Source organism: Roseibium sp. HPY-6 (genome assembly GCF_040530035.1).
Classification (GTDB): Bacteria; Pseudomonadota; Alphaproteobacteria; order Rhizobiales; family Stappiaceae; genus Roseibium.
Genome location: NZ_JBEWCD010000003.1, coordinates 685,161 through 706,212, shown reverse-complemented (window position 1 = coordinate 706,212; position 21,052 = coordinate 685,161). Strand labels below are relative to the sequence as shown.

Here is a 21,052-nt window from a genome sequence, read left to right as displayed (position 1 = left end):
ATATGCCCGTTCTCAATTTTTCATACGCCACGATCAAAGACATGGCTGCCTTCAAGATGTATGTTGAAAAAGCATCCGTTCTTATGCAGCGACACGACGTTGAAACTGTCGTTCGCGGAACGTATCGAACCGCATTCAACGGCACTTCGAAACCGCCCCACTTCACCGCGGTCTTTCGATATAAGGACATGGAGAGCGCCATGCGGTTTTATCGGTCCGATGCCTATCAGGACCTCGTTGAACTCCGCGATGCGGCCTGCGACATGGAAATCCAATTCTACGATGAATAGAGAAGCCTGAATCGGCAGGACCTGCTTCATGCGCTGCGCGTAGCAATTATCTTTTCAGGTGTTCAAGTTCAGATGCCCATTTCTGTTCGAGCGAGCTGCCCATCTGCGGTTCCTCGTCATGGCAAATGTCTTTCCTGAGGTCCGGCGGCAGATCGGACAGTCGGATCCGCCGGCGCTTCTTTGCCGCCAAGACGGCGAAAAAACTCCGGATAAGGCTGCCTAGGGGCAATCTCGCCGTATTCTTTTGATCGGCCTTTGTTTGCGGGAAAGGAAATTGCTTTGGCATCGTTGTAACCTCATGGCTCAATGGGCTACATATCGAAAATAGCAACGCGTCTGACCAACGAAAATTTTCCTTTAATGCATAAGGACAAATTATGCATGAGCACCAATCTGCCTCCTCTTTCATCGATACGCGCATTTGAAGCAGCGAGCCGACATCTGAGTTTTACGAAGGCCGGCGACGAACTCGGCATGACCCAGGCAGCGGTCAGTTATCAGATCAAGCTGCTGGAAGAGAGACTCGGCTTTATCGTTTTCGAGCGGAAACCGCGCAAGATCGATCTGACGCCAAAAGGCGCGCTGCTTGCCGAAGGCGTCGTTGATGCCTTTGGCCGATTGCGCCAGGTTTTTCAGGATGTCACGACAGCAGAAGCAACCGAGCTGGTGATTTCCAGCAACACAACCTTCGCAGTGAACTGGCTCGCCTCACGGATGTTGTCGTTCCAGATGCAGAACCCCGACATCGCCGTGCGCCTGGTGTCCTATGGGCCATGGGAAAAACCGCAGTTCGACCAGGCGGATGTTACGATTTCCGCCTGCTACCCGCCGCCAAGAGGCAATCTTTTCATTCCCATCGTGTCTGCAAAGTTCACACCAATGGTATCACCGCGGCTTGCAGAAACCATTGGGGGGATCAAAACGCCATCTGACCTCCTGAAACTGCCGATCGTCGACCCGGACGATCCGTGGTGGCGCATTTGGTTCAGTGCCGCAGGACTTCCGGATGCCGATCTGGCGAAATGGCCAACCTCGCGCATGGGGTCACAGGCCCTTGAGGCGAACAGGGCGATTGCGGGTCAGGGCGTCGCCATTCTGACACCCTATTTCTGCCGGCAAGCCCTTCGGGACGGTCAACTTATCCAGCCTTTTGATCTGATATGCGAAGCGGAAGACGAATTCTGGGCGCTGAGTTACCAGCCGTTGAACAAGAACAGCCGGAAAGTTCGTCTCTTCCGGGACTGGGTGGTTTCAGAATTGAAGAAAGACGGCCTTGAATGCCCGGAGGCAAAGCCGGTCGGTCCTTAGAAATGCAATTAAACTTCACACCTTTCACCGTGCTTCGACCAGGCACGTTGATCAGCAGACCCGGGTTACTTTAATCATTTTCGTGCATGTCCTGAACTTCGGGCAACCCGATAACCCGATGCTTGTACCTTCCTAAAGACAGACAACCACAGATACCCAGGTTGAAACTGGGGGGAAGTGCGACCACCTGTTTAACAACCGATAGGTATTAAACCGGCTTGTGTTATGAGTGAAGGCTTAGGTCACGCCGCGCCGCTACAGAAGCGGCGCTGGAAGCAGCACTGGATGAGCTGAATTGAATAGTCGATCGCATTACGGAGAGGGCAGTTACGGGACCAAGGCGCGCCCGGAAATGCTTCCGCATTTGCGGTTCGCAACGCATTCATTTGAAGAAAATGATCGTCTTGATGCATTGAACACGTTCAGCCGCGGGCTCTATACCTACACCCGCAGCGAAGACAATAAAACACCGTATTTGGCTTTGGACGCCTGGGCCCTGGATGATGTCGCGGCGGCGTCTTTTTCCTATGGTCCGACAGAACTGCAAACCCCGCAGACCATTGATGCCGACTTTAGAGACATGATGTTTCTGCGGTGGATCAAATCCGGTCATTTGCGCGTGGAAAGCGATGACGCACGGCGGGAGTTCGGCCCCGGGTCCCTGTTTTTGATGAATGCCCGGCACAAGTTGCATGCACTCGATGACGGAAATGCCTTGTCTCTTCGGTTGCCCATTGGCCGGGTTGGCTATGATCCGTTAAGTCAGGAGCCCCTCGTCGCGCTGAACAATCAGTCATGGCAAGTGAAAGTTCTCAAATACGCGCTCACCAGCCTCTTTGAAACACTTTCCAACACAGCGTCTCCAGATGCACCAGGGATTGCAAAGCAGCTTTCGGAGCTGGTGCAGGCGGCCGCGCCGCGCGGAAAAAACGAAGAAGACGGCGTTGCGTTGCTAAAATCAAATCGAGCGCTCGCAATGCGCCGGTTCCTGCTCGCGAACTTGGCCCGTTCAGACTTGAGCGTGAGTACTTTGCAGCGCGAATTCAACGCGTCCCGCGCGACGGTTTACCGGGCTTTCGATGAAGTCGGCGGCGTCGCGAATTTCGTGCGCGAACATCGATTGTCCGCAATCCATCGAGATCTGCGTTCGACTGCCCCGGCTCGCGGTGCAATTCGCCGCATTGCGGAACAACATGGCATTTACGATCAAACCACATTTCTGCGGATGTTCCGTTCTCAATACGGTATGCGCCCCAGCGACGTCCTTGGTTCGGCAGTGCAAGAGAATTGCCCAAAATGCGGCCTGAAACACGATTTTGAGGCAAGCCTGCCTAGCCTTGCGGCCTTCTGGCGCCCAAAGTCCTGAAGCGCGGCTTCAAATGTCGAGACGAAAAGCAACGGCTGAAACCGCGGACCATTCCGCACATTCTTCAAAAGATCTCTGGCCCTGCGTGACCTTTTCTCGCTGATGCGAGCCTTGCGCCGTAAACCGACAAAATACGCTCCGGTGAGACACGACACACAGAACATTGCGACGGCTCGCCGATTTTCGGCTGCTCACGGTTTCGTTATTGAAACGTTATCCGGCTCACAAAAGGTACAAGTTCAGCGCCCGGGCCACGAAACGGTGAGCTGAACCCAGATAAAAACGAAATTTGCTTTAGATACGGAAGATAATGATATGAAAAATTTTCTGATCGGCGCTCTGCTGGCTGTCCTGACCACCGGTACGGCGCAAGCAGCAGTCATCGCGACGCTTGAGGAAACAGAGACCGGCGGGGTCATGTTCAGTCTTGACGTCACAAATCCTGACAATTTCGACTATTCAGGATTTAGTGCCAAGCACCTAGAATACATCTTCTTTGATAACCTCGGCGACTACGTCAACGGTCCTCTTCTGGGCAACAATAACAATCCGACGATCTTTCAACCTCAAAGCCACGGGCTGGTTGGTGAAAGTTCAGACGGGTTCACGATCGGTATTCAGGCCATTGCATTGGACAACGACGACCAGAACCCGAACGATGCAGATGACTTTGTCATCCGCTTTATCGGGCAAACGTCCGGACTGACGAACAATGTTACGCCTCTCAATTTTGAAACGTTTCTCGACTACGACCCTGTCCTGATCAGAAACCTGTCCTTCGATGTCTTGAATGAAGGGATCTTCACTTCGAACGATGCCCAAGCCCAGGCTCTCGGAGGGTTCTCTCTGGAAGTCAAATCTTATGCCCCGGTCCCGGTTCCGCTGCCTGCTTCAGCCTTCAGCCTGATTGCAGGGCTTGGAGCTCTCGGCGTCTTTGCACGAAAAAAAGCGAAAGCCAAAACCAAGGCAGAGTGCGCGCAAGCCACCTAAAAAGGCTTGGCGGTGAATAACCGTACCTGACCCATCCGGGTTGGTACCAACTTGCCGATTGAATTCTAGCAGCACAAGCCCACCAGGTGTTGTGATTAGGGTTCGATCGGCACCCTTATTTTACCGTCAGGAATGGCGGCATCTTTCAACAGAGCCGACATTCCAGGACAGAAACAAACCTGGGCTTTCGCGAAAAGCGGATAGGCGCCACAAGACTTCCGCCGCCACAGAACGCTTTAAGTGTCCGCTCAGGCCACCGTGCTGCAACGCGCGCGGAATTCAGTAGTACATATAGTGGAAATGTTCGGCGCCACGGTAACCTCTGGAGCCGTATCTTTCGTCCAGCTCCTGATCCCAATCGTCTTCAAGACCGGCATGGGCAGAGCGTTTTTTGAGTTTTTCCTCAATATCCGCCGTTTCATCTTCATGTATCTTCGGCAGCCGGGGCTTTGCCTGTTCGTACATGTTGTTCATGAGCGAAACAAAACCCGCCGCAAACCGGTTCAGGAAGCCGCTTTCCTTGTTAACAGGCGGTGTATCGACGTGATTATCTTCGGTAATGTAAGCCATCTTACTCTCCTAAGCTTTGTTGACTTAGAAGTGGAGACGATCAAAGAGCTTTCAATTTAAAGGTTTGTAATATTAACCGCGTTTAATATTTCGGTCATTTTACCGTAAATCAGGCAATGAACGGCAAATCAGAATACGGCCTTAAAGGCTCGATCCAGTTTTTCAACGATTTCACCGACATGCGCGTCTTCAAGGATAAACGGCGGGGCAAGCAGGACGTGGTCACCCTGAACGCCATCAACCGTTCCACCCATCGGATAGCAGATCAGGCCGGCTTCGAATGCGGCTTTCTTGATTAATTTGTTGACGGCTCTTGACGGATTGAAAGGTGCTTTGGTCGACCGGTCTTCAACAAGTTCAATGCCCCGGAAAAGACCGCGTCCGCGAAGGTCGCCCACGTGCGGGTGCTGTCCGAACGCTTCGCTCAGCGCATTTTCAAGTTTCTCACCCATCATGGATACGCGTTCGACAAGGCCACCGGTGAGTTTTCTGAAGACGGCGAGTGCCGCCGCGCAGGCAGCCGGATGTCCGATGTATGTGTGTCCATGCTGAAAGAAACCTGACCCGGATTCTATCGCCTCATAGATGTCGCTGGTGCACAGCATCGCACCGATCGGCTGGTAACCGGCACCGAGTCCTTTAGCGATGCACAAAATGTCGGGAGATACACCGTCCTGTTCGTGTGCATAAAGGCTTCCGGTGCGTCCCATGCCGCACATGACCTCGTCCAGGATCAGCAAGATGCCGTGGGTATCGCAGATTTCCCTTACACGCCGGAAATAACCCTCGACCGGCGGTACGGCACCCGCCGTTGCCCCAACGACCGGTTCGGCAACGAAGGCCATCACGCTCTCCGGCCCCAGTCTCAGGATTTCTTCTTCGAGCTCGCCGGCGACCCTCTGACCGTAGTCGTATGCCGTTTCTCCTTCACGGCGGCCACGATATTCGTAACAAGCTGAAATATGGGACGTTTCGATCATCAGCGGGGCAAAAGGCTCGCGCCGCCACTGATTTCCACCCGTCGCAAGAGCTCCAAGAGTGTTGCCGTGATAGCTCTGACGCCGTGCAATCACGCGGTGGCGAGACGGTTCTCCTTTTTCGAGAAAATACTGGCGCGCCAGCTTCAACGCTGCTTCGACGGCTTCAGATCCCCCGGACACGAAATAAACGCGGTCCAGTTGCCCCGGCGCATGCGAAACCAGAAGGTCGGCCAGTTCCTCGGCAGGCTCTGACGTGAAAAACCCGGTATGCGCGAAGGCAATCCTGTCCACTTGATCCTTGATTGCCCTGGTCACATCCGGATCACTGTGTCCGAGGCAGGACACAGCCGCGCCACCTGATCCGTCAAAGTACTTTTTCCCTTTATTGTCAATAATATAACATCCGTCTCCATGATCGGCGACAGGCGGGTTGGCTTTTGTGTGGCGGGGAAAGACGTGAGACATAACGTGTCCTGAAGATGACCAGATCCGGTTCCGATTGCGAGCTTGGAACATTTGTATCAGAGTTTTCGAGTCGCTGAAACAAATGTTTCTTATCAGTGTTAACCACGTTTTTCATCACAATTTTAATCAAATTGCAGGAACCATTGCGTGGGGGACATCGCAAAACAATCGACAAGGCCACCCGTCATGCGTCAGCGCCTCTTTGCCTGGATCTTCTTTATCGGACTTAGCCTGGTTCTCGCAGGTTGCGGAACCGTTGCGGGTATTACCGGCATGGGCTGGGCAACGGCGTCTCACAGCTCGATCGATTATGACGATTCATCCTGGTGCGTTCCGCGCAAGCTGAAAAAGGTTCTCAACCGCGTTGCGAGCCGTTACGGGTCGGTTACCGTGCACTCCACGAAGCGCTGGTGGCTGGAAAACTGGCGGAAAGGCGGTGCGCGGAATTCCTATCACCTGAACTGCCAGGCCGTAGACTTTTCCGTTCGCGGTGATCCTTCATCGGTTGTCGCCTTCCTGAAGGCGCAGCCGGAAGTCGGCGGCTACAAATACTATGCTTCGGGTCACTATCACATCGATACCGGACCGCGCAGGACCTGGTAACATCAAAACCAGGCCAGCCAGCGGGCAAAAAGCAGCGTATCGTGGTGTCCTCAGAGACCCCGGTTATTTCAACTCGCCGAGTTCCAGCGCCATTTCCCAGGAAACGGGATCAAATCCGACAAAGTTCTTTGTCTCTCCCTCCACGATCGGCCGCTTGATGGTCGAGGGGTTTTCGATCATCACGTCGAGTGCGCTTTCAGCGCCGGTGACGGCTTCCTTGGTTGCCTCATCGAGTTTGCGCCATGTCGTGCCGCGTTTGTTCAAGACGGTCTCCCAGCCGAATTCCTTCACAAAGGCTGCCAGTTTGTCACCGTTCACGCCGTCTTTCTTGTAGTCGTGAAAGTCGTAGGCAACGCCCGCCTCTTCCAAAAACTTCCGTGCTTTCTTGACCGTATCGCAGTTCTTGATTCCGTAGACTTTCATTTTCCATCCTCGATGCGCGGATTGCCATGCGAGACTTACGGTTTGGCAATCGGGTTTCAAGGGTGCGTTGCAGACTTTCCACGGTTCAGCTTGACCCGGCAGCAAACTCGCGTCACAGGTTTTTCGTGACAACCTGAAGGACAGGATCGTCAGAGTAGTTGAAGAATGCACGGAGACAGTGAATGACGGCGCCTGCATCACCCGTTGACCGGGTCGCAACAGCACCGTCCCGACGCAAACGCAAATCCGTGTCGTGGGGCAACTGGCGTCAACGCCTGCGTCTTTGGAGCGGGCTGATCCTGTTTGCCTATTGTCTCAGCCATTTTTCGAACCATGCGCTTGGGATTGTCTCCGTCGAAGCCATGGACAAGGCTTCTGTGTGGCATTACCTGATCTGGCGCAACGAAATCGGCGAGAGCGTTCTCTTTTTTGCCTTTCTGACGCATGTTCTCCTTGCACTCTGGCGCACGGCAAGACGGCGCACGTTGAAATTGCCCAGGTGGGAATTCGTTCAGCTTGTTCTTGGCTTCTATATCCCTTGGTCGCTGATCCCGCATGTCGGAACGACTATGGGACTGGCCAATGAATTCGGGTTTTCACCCACGTATGACCAGATGCTGACGATCCTCTGGCCGCAGCACGGTCTTACCCAGTCGCTGCTGCTCCTGGCCGTCTGGGCGCATGCCATGATCGGTCTGCACTTCTGGCTGCGGCTCTACCCCGTCTATCACCGGCTGCGTTATGCAGCGCTGACCTTTGCAGTGGCACTACCGGTTCTGTCCCTGTGGGGCTTCATAGAAGGCGCCCGCCGTCTCGAGCTTGCCAGGGACGTGAAACTCAAGGTGACCGAAGCGCAGTTCGAGTGGCTGACGGTTTTTGTCATCGAAGCCCGAGCCGTTGTCTTCGGGCTGATTGCTGTCAGCCTGCTGGTCATTCTGCTCCGCTATCTGATTGGTCTCAGCGCCCGGCGGCTGACGATCACCTACCCGGGCAGCCTGTCGGTAAAGGCAAAACCCGGCGCCACCTTGCTTGAAATCAGCCGGAGCAACGATGTTCCGATCGCTTCAGTCTGCGGGGGCCGGGCCAGATGCTCAACCTGCCGGGTCAAGGTTCTCGGCGGCGGCGGTACACTCACTGCGCCGGCGGCAGCAGAACAGGCCGTTCTTTCCCGGATTTCAGCCGCAGATGATGTTCGGCTCGCCTGCCAGATCCGGCCATTGCAAGACATCGAGGTGCAGCCGCTCGTACCCGTGAAGGCAAAAGTTGAAACCAGCGAGAACCTGAAGGATGCCTACTATTGGGGCGTCGAACAGGACATCGTCGTGATGTTTGTCGATCTTCGGAACTTCACGCGGATCACCGAGTCCCAGCTGGCCTATGACGTTGTGCACCTTCTGAACAACTACCTGGACCAGGCATCGGCGGCGATCAGAGCCGAAGGAGGCTTCATCGACAAATTTATCGGTGACGGCATCATGGCGATCTTCGGAATGGACACGAGCGTGGAAGCCGGGGCACGCCAGGCCCTTCGCGCCTCAAAACGGATCGAAGCCGTCATGGCCGAGTTGGAGAAGGAAAAGGGGCCACAGTTTCAAGACCCGATCCGTCTCGGGATCGGGCTTCATCTCGGATCTGCAATTCTCGGCAGGATCGGTGCCGCTGGAACCAACGGCGGTCTGACTGCACTTGGCGACGTGGTGAATACAGCGAGCCGGCTTGAAACCGAAAACAAGGCACATGGCAGCTTTCTTGCCGTGTCGAAAGACGTCATAGATGCCGCTCATGCCACCGTATCGGACGCCATTACCGCGGACATTAAGATCCGGGGCAAGGAAATCCCCTTGCAAATCTTCGCACTCAGCAGCTTAGATGCGCTCGATATCCCGGAAGACTGAGCAGCGCTCTTCACATGAATCAAGAATTGGAGTTTTTGTGAGCACCCGATTCACGCCGCGGGAAATGCTGGAAAAGCTGATCTCTTTCAACACCGTTTCGGACCGAAGCAATCTCGACCTGATCTCGTTCGTTGAAACCTATCTCGGCGAATTCGACATTTCCAGCCAGCGCGTCCCCGATGAAACGGGCTCCAAGGCTTCGCTTCATGCATGTATCGGACCCGCCGTGGACGGCGGCGTGGTTTTGTCCGCGCACACTGACGTCGTCCCGGTCGAGGGGCAGAGCTGGTCGCATGATCCCTTTCTCGCCTGGGAAGAGAACGGGCGGCTTTACGGACGGGGTTCCGCCGACATGAAGGGTTTTGCGGCAACCGTGCTTGCCAAGGTGCCCGATTTTGTCGCTGCCGACCTTGCACGTCCGATCCACATCGCACTGTCCTACGATGAGGAAGTCGGCTGTTTTGGCGCTGCACCGCTCGCAAGCGATCTGCTGGCAAGGGGACCGAGGCCGGGCTACGCAATCGTCGGCGAACCAACCAACATGCGGGTGGTCACAGGGCACAAGGGCATTGCGGTTTTCAAAACAAGAATTCAGGGGCACCCGGCCCATTCCAGCCAGCTGCACCGCGGTGTATCCGCCATATCCGCGGCTGCCAAGCTGATTTCCTGGCTGGATGCCCGCACCGCGGAAAACAAAGCCGAAGCAGATCCGGAGTGTCCCTTCGAGCCGCCTTACACAACGTTGCACAGTGGCGTCATCAAGGGCGGCGAGGCGCATAACATTACCGCCCGCCACTGTGAATTCGTGACCGACATACGTCTCTTGCCTGGCGACAGCAAAGAAGCATGGCTTAACGCCTATAAATCCTTCATTGAGGCTGAAGTGCTTCCGGACATGAAAGCCATATCGGCGGATTGCGCCATTGATGTTGAAGAACTGGCTTATGTACCTGGCCTATCGGAAGAAGCCGACGGTCTCGCGGAAACGGAGGTTCGCCGTCTGACGGGAGACAATGCACGGCATGTGGTCGTCTACGCTACCGAAGGAGGAATCTTTCAGGAACACGGGCTATCCACAGTCGTCTGCGGCCCCGGATCGATTGATCAGGCACACCAGGCAGATGAGTATATCGAACTTGCGGAACTGGACCGTTGTGCATCCTTTCTGGACAGGCTGGTCGCAGGAATGACGCAAAAACAATCCTAACCGGGTTTGAACACAGACACTTACAATGTCATAGTTCGGGAGAGACTAATGGTTGCGTCCTTGGACTGACCGCAGCCTGCGTCGCTTGATCCTTCCGGTAAACGGAACTAACGAGGGGAAAATGAACAAGAAAACGCTATTATTGACCGCGCTGCTGGCGGCGGGAACAGGAAGTGCTGCGCATGCAGAGACATTCAAATTCGCTTTCCAGGGCAGCCTGAACTTCCTTGATCCCTACAGCCTGAACGAGACTTTCACCTTGTCTTCGCTCGGGAATGCCTATGAAGGCCTGACACGTCGCGGATCCGACCTGTCGATCGAGCCCGCTCTTGCAGAACGCTGGGAAATCATCGAACCGAACCGTTGGCGCTTTTATTTGCGCAAAGATGTCAAGTTCCACAACGGCAACGATTTCACGGCCGAAGACGTGGCCTTTTCAGTGGAACGCGTGCGCTCGGAAGGCTCTGACCTGACTACGCGCGTGCCCGGAGATGCAAAGGTCGAAATCGTTGACGACCACACCGTCGACTTCGTTCTGACCGGTCCGAACCCGATCCTGCACTACGAGTGGGATACGTTCTATATCATGGACAAGGAGTGGACGACCGAGAACGACGCGGTCAAAGTCACCTCCGCATCCGACACAACTCCGAACTATGCGTCCCTCAACGCGAATGGCACCGGTCCGTTCAAAATCGTCAGCCATGAAGCCGGCGTGAAGACGGTCTATGAGAAACACGACGGCTGGTGGGACGAAACAAAGCACAATATCGACACCGTCGAATTCACACCGATCGCCTCCGACGCTACCCGTGTGGCCGCACTGCTCTCCGGCGAGCTCGACATGGTGTATCCGATCCCGGTTCAGGACATCAAACGCATCAATGACAATGCGGGCACAGTTGCGCTCACGGGTCCGGAGCTTCGCACCATCTTCCTCGGAATGGACCAGATGCGTGACGAGTTGCTCTATTCCGACGTGAAGGGCAAAAACCCGTTCAAGGACGAAAAGGTCCGCAAGGCGTTTTACCAGGCAATCGACGCCGAGGCGATCAAGCAGAAGGTCATGCGTGACCTGGCCACGCCGTCCGCCATCATGATCTCGCCTTTCCTGTTCTCCAAGGCCAGTGAATTCGAGCGGTATCCGTATGATCCGGATAACGCGAAGAAACTGCTTGAGGAAGCCGGCTATGCCGACGGATTTTCCGTTGGTATGGATTGCCCGAACGATCGTTATGTCAACGACGAAGCGATCTGTCAGGCCGTTGCCGCCATGCTGGCGCGTGTTGGCGTCAAAGTCGACCTGAACGCTCAGCCCAAGGCAAAATACTTCGCCAAGGTGCTTGCGTCCGGTGGCTTCGACACATCGTTCTATCTGCTTGGCTGGACCCCCGGCTCTCTCGACAGCTGGAACGTCATGTCCAACCTGATGAACTGCCGCAACGAAGCCGGCGAAGGCTCGCCGTTCAATCTCGGCGGCTTCTGCGACGAGAAGGTCGACGAACTCACCGGCCAGGTTCTGGTTGAAATCGATCCGGAAAAGCGTGACGGCCTGATCGCCGAAGCCTACAAGATCAGCCACGACAACGCCTATTACATCCCGCTGCATCAGCAGGGCCTCGCCTGGGGTGTTGCGGATGACATCGAGCTCGTTCAACGCGCCGACAACCAGTTCAAGTTCCGTTTCATCAACAAGAACTGAGTTCAGTCCACATTCTATGACGCTCCCGGCACTGCCGGGAGCGTATTTTAATGCCAGACCCTAAAGAGCCGAAATGATTGGTTTTGCGACGCGCCGCCTTATTCAGGCGATGATTGTCATGCTGGTGGTGGCCCTTCTCGCCTTCACCATGTTCCGTTTTGTGGGCGATCCCATCAACCAGATGGTTGGTATCGAAACTTCGATCGAAGAACGCGAGGCGCTGCGTGACCGGCTTGGCCTCAACGATCCGATCCCCATTCAGTTCCTGCGTTTCATAACAAACGCTGCCCAATTCGATTTCGGCACCTCGTACCAGTTCCGACAACCGGTCTCCGAGCTGTTCGCCAAACGTATTCCGGCGACGCTCGAGCTCAGTTTCACATCGGCCTTGTTCGCGCTTGTCGTCGGTATTCCCATGGGGATCTATGCGGGCCTCAACCGGGAATCTCCAATTTCCAAACTGTTCCTTTCCGTGTCACTCGTCGGCATTTCGCTGCCGACTTTCTTTATCGGTATTCTGCTGATCTTCCTGTTCTCGGTGACGCTGCAATGGCTGCCGAGCTTTGGACGCGGCGAGACGGTTCAGATCGGCTCCTGGTGGACCACCGGGTTCCTGACGGTGTCCGGCATCAAGGCGCTGATCCTGCCCTCCATCACGCTCGGTCTTTATCAGATGACGCTCATCATGCGGCTCATCCGCGCTGAAATGCTGGAAGTCATCCGGACCGATTACATCAAGTTCGCACGCGCGCGCGGACTGCCGGACAGGCTCGTGAATTTCCGGCATGCGCTGAAAAACACGCTCGTTCCGGTGATCACCATTACCGGCCTGCAACTCGGCGCGATCATCGCATTCGCCACGATTACGGAAACCGTTTTCCAGTGGCCGGGCATGGGACTGATGTTCCTGCAGGCGGTTCAGAACGTCGACATACCGATCATGTCGGCCTACCTGCTTCTGACCGCATTCCTGTTCGTTGCGATCAACTTCATCGTCGATATTCTCTACTTCTACATCGACCCGCGCCTGCGCGTCGGCCGGCCATAAGGAGACAGCCAGACCATGCCATACGTCTCCAACGAAGAAGCCAAAGCCGCGGTCCATGACCGGGGAGGCGCGCAACCGGTGCAGGGCCGCATGTCGAAAATCCTCGACAGCGACCTGTTCCATTCTTTCCTGCGGTCCAGGGTCACGGTTGTTGCCGCGATCGGCACTTTCATCCTGTTCCTGCTCGCCTTTCTGGCGCCCTGGGTCGCCCCGCACAATCCATTCGACCTTGCGTCCATTTCGATCCTGGATGCCCGGGTCCCGCCGGTTTGGATGGAGTATTCCGATCCGCGGTTCATCCTCGGCACGGACGACCAGGGGAGGGATCTCCTGTCCGCCATTTTCTTCGGCATGCGGATTTCGCTGATTGTCGGTTTCTGCTCCGTGATTGCGGCTGCGGTGCTCGGGATCACGCTCGGTCTGGTCGCCGGCTATATCGGCGGGCGTACCGACGCGATCATCATGCGCATCGCCGATGTGCAGCTGACGTTTCCGGCCATTCTGATTGCGCTTTTGATCGATGGCATCGCCGCCGGTATCTTCGGCGGCCTCGATCGGGAAGTCTTTGCCTTCTATATTCTCATCGTTTCGCTTGCACTTTCATTCTGGGTGCAATATGCGCGCACGGTGCGCGGCTCGACAATGGTGGAAAAGAACAAGGAGTACGTGCAGGCGGCGCGCGTGATCGGTATTCCGGCGTTCATCATCATGGCACGCCACATCCTGCCGAACGTAATGGGTCCCGTCATGGTGATCGCGACGATCAATCTCGCGCTGGCCATTGTGACGGAAGCAACCCTTTCCTTCCTGGGTGTCGGCATGCCGCCAACCCAGCCATCACTCGGAACCCTGATCGCCGTTGGAAACGACTTCCTCTATTCGGGTGAGTGGTGGATTGCCATCTTCCCGGGGCTTGCGCTTGCGCTTCTTGTTCTGAATGTCAACCTGCTGGGCGATTGGCTGCGCGACGCCCTCAATCCGAAACTGCGGTGAGGGCCCCATGAACGTTCTGGACATCAAGCACCTCACGGTCGAGTTTCCCGCCCGCAAGTCTGTTTTTGTTGCCGTGAACAACGTCAACATGCAGGTCGAGGCCGGCAAGATACTCGGCGTGGTTGGAGAATCGGGCGCGGGCAAATCGACGGTCGGAAACGCCGTCATTGGTCTGCTTCAGGAGCCCGGACATATTGCTGCCGGTGAAGTCTTTCTGCACGGCAATCGTATCGACGATCTTCCCTATAAGGAAAAACGCCTGCTGCGCGGACGCAAGATCGGCATGATCTTTCAGGATCCGCTTACTTCGCTCGATCCACTGCAGACGGTCGAATCGCAGCTGGTGGAGACTATCCGGACTCACTTGCCGCTATCTGCAAAGGACGCGCAACGCCGGGCCGTGGAATTGATCGACGCCGTCGGCATTCCGAACCCGGGTGAACGTATCAAGCAATACCCCCATCAGTTTTCGGGTGGGATGCGCCAGAGGGTCGTCATTGCGCTTGCGCTTTGCGCCGAGCCGGAACTCGTCATCGCCGACGAACCGACGACTGCGCTGGACGTTTCCATCCAGGCACAGATCCTGGAGCTGATGAAAAAGCTCTGCGAGGAACGCAATGTGGCGATGCTTGTGATCACCCACGACATGGGAGTGATTGCAGACATAACAGACCATGTGGCGGTCATGTATCAGGGCGATCTTGTCGAATACGGAGAAACCACGCAGGTGCTTGGCGCCCCGGAGCATCCCTATACGCAAAGCCTGATATCGGCCGTACCCCGGCCAGACGTCAAGGTCGAACGGTTTCCGGTGGTCAACTACATCGAGAAAGCCGGGACGCCTCAGAAACACATCGACATCTCGACCCACTGGCTCGGCAAATCCCGCGACTATGAACAGGTCACGGGTCCGCTGGTCCAGATCCGTGATCTCGACATGCGATTTGAAGTAAGGGGATCCATCTTCCCGTCACAGCGCAAATATTTTCAGGCGGTCAAGAAGGTCAGCTTCGACATCGAACAAGGCGAAACGTTCGGCCTCGTCGGTGAGAGCGGATCGGGCAAGTCAACAATCGCGAGACTGATTACCGGCTTGTACCATCCCACCGGCGGCTCAATCCTGTTCGGAAAGACGGAACTGACCTCGCTGACGAACCGCAAGGATGTCCTGGCGATGCGCCGCCAGATGCAGATGATCTTTCAAGATCCCTATTCATCGCTCAATGCCAGAATGCGCGTCCGCGATATCATTGCGGAACCCATCAAGTTCCACAAACTGGCCTCGAGCAACTCCGAGGTCAGGCAGATTGTCGACGACCTTCTCGATCATGTCGGCCTCGGAGCGCAGGCCGGTTTGAAGTTTCCGCATGAGTTTTCGGGCGGGCAAAGGCAGCGCATTTCCATCGCCCGGGCGCTGGCAACGCGCCCGCGCTTCCTGATCTGCGACGAGCCGACCTCCGCGCTGGATGTTTCCATCCAGGCTCAGATCCTCAATCTGCTGAAAGACCTGCAGGAAGAGCTCGGCCTGACCATGCTTTTCATCAGTCACGACCTGGCTGTCATCCGGCAGATGTGCAATCGGATTGGCGTGATGCGCAATGGTGAACTATGCGAGGTTTCGGAATGCGATCAGCTTTTCGAAAACCCGCAGCATCCCTACACGCGCGAACTCCTGGACCTGATGCCCTCCATGGAGCTTCTGTCGCGTGCAAATCTCGAAACAGTCTGATCCAGGATTCTGACCGGGTGATGCCCGCTGAAACGAATGTTGACCCTTCCGGCGACCTGGCTCGCCGGAGGACGCCTCACTACTCAACTTCTAACTGGTTGCCGATATTATTTTTGTGATCCGGCGAGTCGCCGTATTGACTCCAATTCCAGCACCGATTCCCGGCTGTCGGCGGGTCGATAACCACAGTCGAGTCCTGTCCGGGAAAAAATTGCCTACCAAATTTCAGCGCTTAGAATAACGAAAAAAGAATTCGGCATGTCTGTCACAGTGTGACGTTCATTCGAAGTCTTCAGATGTGTGTCTAGAGGTCTTGTCGGAAGTGTTCTTTGTTGATGTTAAACAGGGAGGACACAAAGGCCCTCCCCGCGATGCCATTAACGGGTAGAATAATGGCTATTGAAGTATATTTCCGTTTTGAGCTTCAAAAAACGAAATGCTCATTTAAAATATGCATCGAATATTGATCGAACCGTGGTGTAACCGCAAGCGCGCAGCCGCCCATATCATTGGCAAGAGTGACTATTAATTACACAAACTAGGCTTTGCGGCGCCTGCCCGCTGGTCACGCATCGTTGCCACAACCCATGCCGTTGCTCATGCTTTTCCCCGCTATTGGACGAAACCCGTTGCCGCTGGGTCAACGTGTTTTTCCATAGCGACGGATTGAGACCGATGCCGCGAGAGCAACCGATCATGCAAAAAACGCTTATTAATCAGATAACTTGGCTGCTCTTTTCTGCAGTGTCATGTGCATTTCTCGGACTTGCGCTAAGCACAGTCGGCAGTTTCGGTCTGCATAGGTCAGGATCGTTTGACGTCTTCGGATCTTCAAGCGCCCTTTTTTTCAGCATATTTTCTTCGATTTTCTCGTTTCTGGCGCTCTCTTATTCTCTCAATGACCGCACTGGCAGACCGCTCACACTTTTCACCATCGCTGTCAGTACGCTGGCAATGCTTGTCACCGTGTGCCTGCTTCTCGCAGACCTGCCCGTGGACAAGGCCAGCGGACCCGCCATCGCAGGAGCGCTTTTGATGCTGCTTCGATCATGCGCCGTCGTGATACTTCCGCCGCGGGGAGAACAAAGCGGCCTTCGGGAAGCGCTGTGTTCCTGCGGTCTCGCGATCATTTCAGGCCTTGGCTGGTACATTGTTGATCCTGTTGCATGGCCGGCTGTTTTTGCAACCGTGCTGGTGCTTTCGTGGCCACACCTTGCCGACGGCATCAACGCCTTTGCGGATCGGATCTTTTACAGAGCGGCGCTGGAAGCAGGGGCACACAGTCTTGCGCCTGGCGCGTTGACCGCAATTGGACGGGCCAAGGACATTGTCATCGACAAGACCGCTGTCATGTCGGGCCCGGATCTGATGGTCAGCAATGTCATGGCATTCGACAACGAACCCAAGACCCTGCTTGCCGTGGCAGCATCCGCGGAAGCCCATTCAACGGAGCCCGTCGCCATTGCTTTGCGTCAACTGGCTGCGCAGTGGCGCGTTACCATCAAGACACCGGATCGCTTCGAACCTGCGCCGGGTCTCGGTGTTATCGCGCTCTTGGGGGGGCAAACGGTGGTAATCGGGACAACCAGTCTGCTCAAACGGCTCAAGATCGACAGTTTTACGGCGGACGCGATTGCGCGTGCACTTGAGGCGGATGGAAAGACAGTGCTTCGCGTTGCCGTTGCGGGCCGCGTCGTTGGTGTTCTCGGGCTTGAGGGCACATTGCGGCAGGACGCAGGCGTTGCTGGACGGGCCCTCCGCAAGGAAGGTCTGACACCCTGGCTGTTCACCCATGACAGCCAGAACACACGTCAAACGCTTGCGGATATGCTGGGGCTTGAAAACCCGGGTGAGACCGAACCGGGTGAAACTGCACGCGACGCAGCTGCGCGTCGCTTCGGAGAAGCTGCTCCGCTCGTCCTGATGCTTTCGAAGGACCGGACCAGCCTCGAACTGCACGAGCGCTCGAAAACCGACACAATCGGATCCACCGAAGACCCACAACCGATCGCTGTCAGCGCGACCGACGACATTGGGGCGTTTCCGGCCCTGAAGGCACTTGCCACGCGCCGGGACCTGCTCACTGTGGGCGCCAGACGAGTGCTCACCGGCGTCTGGCTGGGTGCCGGGTTATGCGCAGCGGCACAGCTCACCCCGTTGATGGCGGCGCCACTGGTATTTGCCGGGTGTCTTGGCATTCTCCTTGCGTTTGCACGGTTTGCAGTCTCCGGCAATCTTGCAAGCCATTTCGGAAGGGAAGAGTCTCATATGCTGAAACCAGTTTGAGACATCACTGCCTTTACAGTTTCCGGCACGTGGTGTTTATCCTGCCCCCTGTCTTGAAAAGATTGAGGGATGAGGCGCCATGAGCGAGACAAGCAAGCCAAAGTTACGATCTGCGGCCTGGTTCGACAATCCGGACAATCCCGGCATGACGGCGCTTTACATCGAGCGCTATCTGAATTTCGGGATTACACGCGAGGAACTTCAATCCGGTAAACCCATTATCGGAATCGCACAGACCGGCTCGGATCTTTCCCCCTGCAATCGCCATCATCTTGAGCTTGCCAAAAGAGTTCGCGAAGGCATCCGGGATGCCGGCGGAATCGCCTTCGAGTTTCCGGTCCATCCGATCCAGGAAACCGGCAAGCGTCCTACGGCATCGCTCGACCGCAACCTTGCCTATCTCGGCCTTGTCGAACTCCTTTACGGCTATCCGATCGACGGTGTCGTGCTGACGATCGGTTGCGACAAGACCACTCCGGCCTGCCTGATGGCGGCTGCAACCGTGAACATTCCGGCGATTGCACTTTCCGTTGGTCCCATGCTGAACGGCTGGCACAAGGGCGAACGCACCGGTTCAGGCACGATCGTCTGGAAAGCACGTCAGATGCTGGCTGCCGGTGAAATCGATTATCCGGGCTTCATGGATCTTGTCGCCTCCGCAGCACCCTCGGTCGGCTACTGCAATACGATGGGTACGGCGACAACCATGAACTCCCTTGCGGAGGCTCTCGGCATGCAGCTTCCGGGCGCCGCCGCCATTCCGGCGCCTTACCGTGAGCGCGGCGCCATCTCCTTCGAGACCGGCAAGCGCATTGTCGAAATGGTTCACGAAGACCAGAAACCCTCCGATGTCATGACCCGCGAAGCGTTCGAGAACGCCATTGTCATCAACTCGGCGATCGGCGGGTCGACCAATGCCCCGATCCATCTGAACGGCGTGGCGCGTCACGTCGGTGTCGAGCTCGACAATGACGACTGGCAGGCGCTTGGTCACGACGTGCCGCTTTTGGTAAACCTTCAGCCTGCCGGCGAATATCTCGGCGAAGACTATTTCCATGCAGGCGGTGTCCCCGCCGTCGTTGCCGAGCTGCTGCGCCACGGCAAACTGCCGCATCCGAATGCCATCACCGCGAACGGCAAGTCAATTGCCGAAAACTGCGAGGGGATCGTCACCGACCTGCCGGACGTGATCAAATCATTCGATGCACCCATGATGGAGCGTGCCGGTTTCATAAACCTCAAGGGCAACCTCTTTGACAGCGCCATCATGAAGACCAGCGTGATCTCGGACGAGTTCCGTGACCGCTATCTTTCCAACCCGGACGATCCGGACGCATTCGAAGGACGGGCCATCGTATTCGAAGGCCCAGAAGACTATCATCACAGGCTTGACGATCCGGCGCTCAACATTGACGAACACTGCATGTTGTTCATTCGCGGGACCGGGCCGATCGGCTATCCCGGCGGCGCGGAAGTCGTCAACATGCAACCTCCTGCTGCCCTCATCAAACGCGGCGTTACGGCGCTTCCGTGTATCGGAGACGGCCGCCAGTCAGGCACGTCCGGCTCTCCGTCCATCCTGAACGCTTCTCCGGAGGCTGCCGCCATGGGTGGTCTGGCCCTCCTCAAGACAGACGACCGGGTCCGGATCGATCTGAAAAAAGGCACTGCAAACATCCTGATATCGGACGAGGAACTGGCGCAACGCCGCAAGGACCTCGAAGCGGCCGGTGGTTTCAAGATCGCCGAGAGCCAGACACCATGGCAGGAGATCCAGCGTGGCATGGTCGGTCAGTTCGACAAGGGCATGGTGCTGGAGCCGGCGGTGAAATATCAGGATGTCGCGCACAAAAGGGGAATGCCGCGCGACAATCACTAGGTCGGCCATCTTCTGCGATACTTGCGGGATAGGGGGCTGGCGGCTTGCCCTGAAGCTTGGAGCGCTGCGGCGTGCAGGATCCCGGCTCGTGCTGCGTTTGTTGGGGATGACGTCTCAGGTGATTTTGACACGTCGAGATGCGCCGTTCCAGCTGGACCAAATTGCCTCTTGACGATTACGTAAAGGTCATGCTTCAAAAAGGCAACACAAGGCGAAAGCCAAATCAGATGGGAGACAATTTATGTCCTTGGAAACACTCACGGAAGGTGTCCGCGAAAAAGTTGCCAGCGGCGGTATCGCTGAGAGCGTCAAGTTTGATCTCGGCGGTGACGGCGTGATCTTTCTGCAAGGGTCCGACGTCAGCAACGACGATAGCGAAGCCGATTGCACGATCAAGATTTCCGCAGACGATCTTGCCGACCTCCTGTCCGGCGAATTGAATCCGACAAGCGCCTTCATGGGCGGCAAGATGCAGGTTGAAGGTGACATGAGCGTTGCCATGAAACTTGGCAGCATCGTTTAAGTTCGGCCGACAAGGCACGTTCGAAAGCCGGTCCGGTTGGGCCGGCTTTTTCGTTCCAGGTATCTTGAGAATTCCTGGTCGAAGTTACCAGAGATCCAGTTCGCCCTTCTCCTTGAGATTTTCGAACCATTCGTCAGGGCTCATCGCGATCCTGGCATGTTTGACCATGGCTTCGTTCATGTCCGCCATCCCGTCAACGCCCGGCCACTTGTCGGGCTGCCAGACGCTTGAGCGAAAGACCCATTTCGGGCAGTGCATGAAGGCGCTGTGCACATGGACGACGAGCGCAAGCTTGGGTTTCTTTTCATGAACGGCCATTGCGGCCAGGAGGTCAGGGTCGCGGACAATCCTGGCTTCACCGCGAATGCGCAGTGTTTCACCTCTTCCAGGTACCAGGAACAAAAGGCCGATTCTCGGATCCGCCAAAATATTCCGGAACGTGTCGACACGCCGGTTTCCCGGCCTGTCGGGGATCGCAAGCATCGTCTCGCTCAGGACTCTTACAAATCCGGGAGGATCGCCTCTTGGAGACAAGTCGACGTGCCCCTCCGGGTTCGCGGTTGCCAGGAAACAGATCGGTGCATGCGCGATGAAATCGCGGCATATGGAATCAAGTACCGGTATTTCCTTTGCAACGATCTGCGGCAGCGGATCGCCGGCGATATCCGAGAGTTGATCCGAAGACGTCACGATGTTGGAGAATCCGGCAAATGGATCTTTGTCAGTCATCATCAATGGCTCGCTCTGGTCATTGAAAAACTAAAGAATGCCGTCTTTCAGGTGTCAACAAGATCA

General features: G+C 56.0%; 18 protein-coding genes. 14 read left to right on the top strand and 4 right to left on the bottom strand.

Going from position 1 to position 21,052, the window contains the following annotated elements; all coding sequences use genetic code 11:
- Nucleotides 1-2: 2 nt before the first annotated feature.
- The 4 genes from ABVF61_RS29315 to ABVF61_RS29300 all read left to right on the top strand — a co-directional run bounded on the left by ABVF61_RS29315 (nucleotide 3) and on the right by ABVF61_RS29300 (nucleotide 3,954).
- Complete coding sequence (locus tag ABVF61_RS29315; protein WP_353997148.1) at nucleotides 3-290, top strand: DUF1330 domain-containing protein; 288 nt, start codon at nucleotides 3-5, stop codon at nucleotides 288-290.
- 381 nt (nucleotides 291-671) lie between these two features.
- On the top strand, nucleotides 672-1,598 hold the full coding sequence (locus ABVF61_RS29310) for a LysR family transcriptional regulator (protein ID WP_353997147.1): 927 nt from the start codon (nucleotides 672-674) through the stop codon (nucleotides 1,596-1,598).
- A 295-nt stretch (nucleotides 1,599-1,893) separates the two neighbouring features.
- The gene (locus ABVF61_RS29305; RefSeq protein WP_353997146.1) at nucleotides 1,894-2,964 is read left to right on the top strand and encodes a helix-turn-helix transcriptional regulator; all 1,071 of its coding nucleotides are present in this window, start codon (nucleotides 1,894-1,896) and stop codon (nucleotides 2,962-2,964) included.
- 315 nt (nucleotides 2,965-3,279) lie between these two features.
- On the top strand, nucleotides 3,280-3,954 hold the full coding sequence (locus ABVF61_RS29300) for a VPLPA-CTERM sorting domain-containing protein (RefSeq protein ID WP_353997145.1): 675 nt from the start codon (nucleotides 3,280-3,282) through the stop codon (nucleotides 3,952-3,954).
- 279 nt (nucleotides 3,955-4,233) lie between these two features.
- Here ABVF61_RS29300 and ABVF61_RS29295 read toward each other — a convergent pair whose 3' ends face one another.
- The gene (locus ABVF61_RS29295) at nucleotides 4,234-4,524 is read right to left on the bottom strand and encodes a hypothetical protein (RefSeq protein WP_353997144.1); all 291 of its coding nucleotides are present in this window, start codon (nucleotides 4,522-4,524) and stop codon (nucleotides 4,234-4,236) included.
- Between the two features lie 128 nt (nucleotides 4,525-4,652).
- The gene (locus ABVF61_RS29290) at nucleotides 4,653-5,969 is read right to left on the bottom strand and encodes an aspartate aminotransferase family protein (protein ID WP_353997143.1); all 1,317 of its coding nucleotides are present in this window, start codon (nucleotides 5,967-5,969) and stop codon (nucleotides 4,653-4,655) included.
- Nucleotides 5,970-6,116: 147 nt separating this feature from the next.
- On the opposite strand from ABVF61_RS29290, the gene ABVF61_RS29285 reads away from it, so the two are divergent.
- The gene (locus ABVF61_RS29285; RefSeq protein ID WP_353997142.1) at nucleotides 6,117-6,572 is read left to right on the top strand and encodes a YcbK family protein; all 456 of its coding nucleotides are present in this window, start codon (nucleotides 6,117-6,119) and stop codon (nucleotides 6,570-6,572) included.
- A 63-nt stretch (nucleotides 6,573-6,635) separates the two neighbouring features.
- Here ABVF61_RS29285 and ABVF61_RS29280 read toward each other — a convergent pair whose 3' ends face one another.
- Nucleotides 6,636-6,995 carry an ArsC family reductase gene (locus ABVF61_RS29280; protein ID WP_353997141.1) on the bottom strand — a complete coding sequence of 120 codons (360 nt, stop codon included), beginning with the start codon at nucleotides 6,993-6,995 and terminating at the stop codon, nucleotides 6,636-6,638.
- A 182-nt stretch (nucleotides 6,996-7,177) separates the two neighbouring features.
- Between ABVF61_RS29280 and ABVF61_RS29275 the strand changes: the two genes are divergently transcribed.
- The 9 genes from ABVF61_RS29275 to ABVF61_RS29235 all read left to right on the top strand — a co-directional run bounded on the left by ABVF61_RS29275 (nucleotide 7,178) and on the right by ABVF61_RS29235 (nucleotide 20,257).
- Nucleotides 7,178-8,890 (top strand): adenylate/guanylate cyclase domain-containing protein, encoded by a 1,713-nt coding sequence (locus ABVF61_RS29275; RefSeq protein WP_353997140.1) that lies wholly within the window; start codon nucleotides 7,178-7,180, stop codon nucleotides 8,888-8,890.
- 37 nt (nucleotides 8,891-8,927) lie between these two features.
- Nucleotides 8,928-10,097, top strand: coding sequence for an acetylornithine deacetylase (argE, locus tag ABVF61_RS29270; protein WP_353997139.1), 1,170 nt, complete (start codon nucleotides 8,928-8,930; stop codon nucleotides 10,095-10,097).
- A 121-nt stretch (nucleotides 10,098-10,218) separates the two neighbouring features.
- Nucleotides 10,219-11,799, top strand: a complete 1,581-nt coding sequence (locus ABVF61_RS29265; RefSeq protein WP_353997138.1) for an ABC transporter substrate-binding protein — start codon at nucleotides 10,219-10,221, stop codon at nucleotides 11,797-11,799.
- A gap of 73 nt (nucleotides 11,800-11,872) precedes the next feature.
- Complete coding sequence (locus ABVF61_RS29260) at nucleotides 11,873-12,847, top strand: ABC transporter permease (protein ID WP_353997137.1); 975 nt, start codon at nucleotides 11,873-11,875, stop codon at nucleotides 12,845-12,847.
- A 15-nt stretch (nucleotides 12,848-12,862) separates the two neighbouring features.
- Nucleotides 12,863-13,840: an ABC transporter permease gene (locus ABVF61_RS29255; protein ID WP_353997136.1), complete on the top strand. Its 978-nt coding sequence runs from the start codon at nucleotides 12,863-12,865 to the stop codon at nucleotides 13,838-13,840.
- A 7-nt stretch (nucleotides 13,841-13,847) separates the two neighbouring features.
- Nucleotides 13,848-15,569 (top strand): dipeptide ABC transporter ATP-binding protein, encoded by a 1,722-nt coding sequence (locus tag ABVF61_RS29250; protein WP_353997135.1) that lies wholly within the window; start codon nucleotides 13,848-13,850, stop codon nucleotides 15,567-15,569.
- Nucleotides 15,570-16,604: 1,035 nt separating this feature from the next.
- Complete coding sequence (locus ABVF61_RS29245; RefSeq protein WP_353997134.1) at nucleotides 16,605-17,855, top strand: HAD family hydrolase; 1,251 nt, start codon at nucleotides 16,605-16,607, stop codon at nucleotides 17,853-17,855.
- Nucleotides 17,856-17,934: 79 nt separating this feature from the next.
- Nucleotides 17,935-19,734 carry an IlvD/Edd family dehydratase gene (locus ABVF61_RS29240; RefSeq protein WP_353997133.1) on the top strand — a complete coding sequence of 600 codons (1,800 nt, stop codon included), beginning with the start codon at nucleotides 17,935-17,937 and terminating at the stop codon, nucleotides 19,732-19,734.
- Nucleotides 19,735-19,975: 241 nt separating this feature from the next.
- On the top strand, nucleotides 19,976-20,257 hold the full coding sequence (locus ABVF61_RS29235; RefSeq protein WP_353997132.1) for an SCP2 sterol-binding domain-containing protein: 282 nt from the start codon (nucleotides 19,976-19,978) through the stop codon (nucleotides 20,255-20,257).
- A gap of 84 nt (nucleotides 20,258-20,341) precedes the next feature.
- On the opposite strand, the gene ABVF61_RS29230 is transcribed toward ABVF61_RS29235, so the two are convergent.
- Entirely contained in the window at nucleotides 20,342-20,989 is a 648-nt protein-coding gene (locus ABVF61_RS29230; protein WP_353997131.1) for an MSMEG_1061 family FMN-dependent PPOX-type flavoprotein, read from the bottom strand.
- Nucleotides 20,990-21,052: the final 63 nt, after the last annotated feature.

Excerpts from the sequence above, each read along its gene's own strand:
- ABVF61_RS29315 (WP_353997148.1), top strand. The coding sequence starts at position 3 with ATGCCCGTTCTCAATTTTTCATACGCCACGATCAAAGACATGGCTGCC.
- ABVF61_RS29310 (WP_353997147.1), top strand. The coding sequence starts at position 672 with ATGAGCACCAATCTGCCTCCTCTTTCATCGATACGCGCATTTGAAGCA.
- ABVF61_RS29235 (WP_353997132.1), top strand. The coding sequence starts at position 19,976 with ATGTCCTTGGAAACACTCACGGAAGGTGTCCGCGAAAAAGTTGCCAGC.
- ABVF61_RS29290 (WP_353997143.1), bottom strand. The coding sequence starts at position 5,969 with ATGTCTCACGTCTTTCCCCGCCACACAAAAGCCAACCCGCCTGTCGCC.
- ABVF61_RS29280 (WP_353997141.1), bottom strand. The coding sequence starts at position 6,995 with ATGAAAGTCTACGGAATCAAGAACTGCGATACGGTCAAGAAAGCACGG.
- ABVF61_RS29230 (WP_353997131.1), bottom strand. The coding sequence starts at position 20,989 with ATGATGACTGACAAAGATCCATTTGCCGGATTCTCCAACATCGTGACG.
- ABVF61_RS29295 (WP_353997144.1), bottom strand. The coding sequence starts at position 4,524 with ATGGCTTACATTACCGAAGATAATCACGTCGATACACCGCCTGTTAAC.
- ABVF61_RS29260 (WP_353997137.1), top strand. The coding sequence starts at position 11,873 with ATGATTGGTTTTGCGACGCGCCGCCTTATTCAGGCGATGATTGTCATG.
- ABVF61_RS29245 (WP_353997134.1), top strand. The coding sequence starts at position 16,605 with ATGCTGCTTCGATCATGCGCCGTCGTGATACTTCCGCCGCGGGGAGAA.
- ABVF61_RS29240 (WP_353997133.1), top strand. The coding sequence starts at position 17,935 with ATGAGCGAGACAAGCAAGCCAAAGTTACGATCTGCGGCCTGGTTCGAC.
- ABVF61_RS29275 (WP_353997140.1), top strand. The coding sequence starts at position 7,178 with ATGACGGCGCCTGCATCACCCGTTGACCGGGTCGCAACAGCACCGTCC.
- ABVF61_RS29265 (WP_353997138.1), top strand. The coding sequence starts at position 10,219 with ATGAACAAGAAAACGCTATTATTGACCGCGCTGCTGGCGGCGGGAACA.
- ABVF61_RS29300 (WP_353997145.1), top strand. The coding sequence starts at position 3,280 with ATGAAAAATTTTCTGATCGGCGCTCTGCTGGCTGTCCTGACCACCGGT.
- ABVF61_RS29255 (WP_353997136.1), top strand. The coding sequence starts at position 12,863 with ATGCCATACGTCTCCAACGAAGAAGCCAAAGCCGCGGTCCATGACCGG.
- ABVF61_RS29250 (WP_353997135.1), top strand. The coding sequence starts at position 13,848 with ATGAACGTTCTGGACATCAAGCACCTCACGGTCGAGTTTCCCGCCCGC.